This window comes from Collinsella sp. OM07-12, from assembly GCF_003438275.1.
GTDB lineage: Bacteria > Actinomycetota > Coriobacteriia > Coriobacteriales > Coriobacteriaceae > Collinsella.
In genome coordinates this window covers 1-693 of sequence record NZ_QSTQ01000060.1, presented here as the reverse complement: position 1 = coordinate 693, position 693 = coordinate 1, and the positions used below count along the sequence as shown (strand labels likewise).

Genomic DNA, 693 nt, shown 5'->3' with positions numbered 1-693 from the left:
CTCGCCGTCCGACTCCCGCCCGAAGAAAATGAGCTGGAGCTCTCGGATATTGCCCCTGTCGTCCGCCGCGTCCACCAGGTAGACGTAGTTCGCCCCCGCCCCGGTGGCGTCGGCGTAGGAGCTCGCGTGGCTGCCGGGCTCGGGCGCGGGCGCCCACATGGCGATCTCGGGGTTGGGCAGCACGCGGTCGGCGATCGAGTGCAGCGCCGACCCCCAGCCGGCGTCGAGCAGGGCATTCCCGCCCAGGACGAGCGCTGCGGAGAGGAGGGCGAGCACGGCGGCGAGCGGCTTCCTACTCATCTGCCCTCCCGTCCTCGAAGCGGCAGAACCAGGCGATAAGGACGGCGGCGGCTGCCAGGGTGAGCACGAGGCCAACGAGCGCGGTCGTGAGGAGAGGGCCCGCCGCGCGTGCGGCGTCGATGAAGACCTCTACCCCGAGCGACCCCAGGCGCGCGGGCCAGGCGAGCGGCACCCAGCTCAGGGGTGTCGCCAGGGCGCCGGTGAGCTCGCCGGTCATGAGGCCGTGCGCAAGTCCGCCCACTGAGAAGAACGCGAGGAGCATCCCCGCCGCGCCGGCGCCGATGGCGGCGTTGTGGCCGAGGCGCAGGGCCACGCCGAGCCCCAGCGCGTAGAGGGGCAGGCTGCCCAGCACGATGCCCGCCCAGGTGGCCGCAAGCGGAGCGGGCCCGAGCG

General features: G+C 73.7%; 1 protein-coding gene and 1 pseudogene. Both read right to left on the bottom strand.

Translation table 11 applies throughout. The annotated features are described in order from the left end of the window. On the bottom strand, window positions 1-300 hold a 300-nt coding region (locus DXB98_RS10065; protein ID WP_147330333.1), incomplete at its 3' end, for a hypothetical protein. Further along, a pseudogene (locus tag DXB98_RS10230) lies at window positions 293-693 on the bottom strand (lantibiotic ABC transporter permease); the annotation flags it as partial. The pseudogene DXB98_RS10230 and the gene DXB98_RS10065, both read right to left, overlap by 8 nt.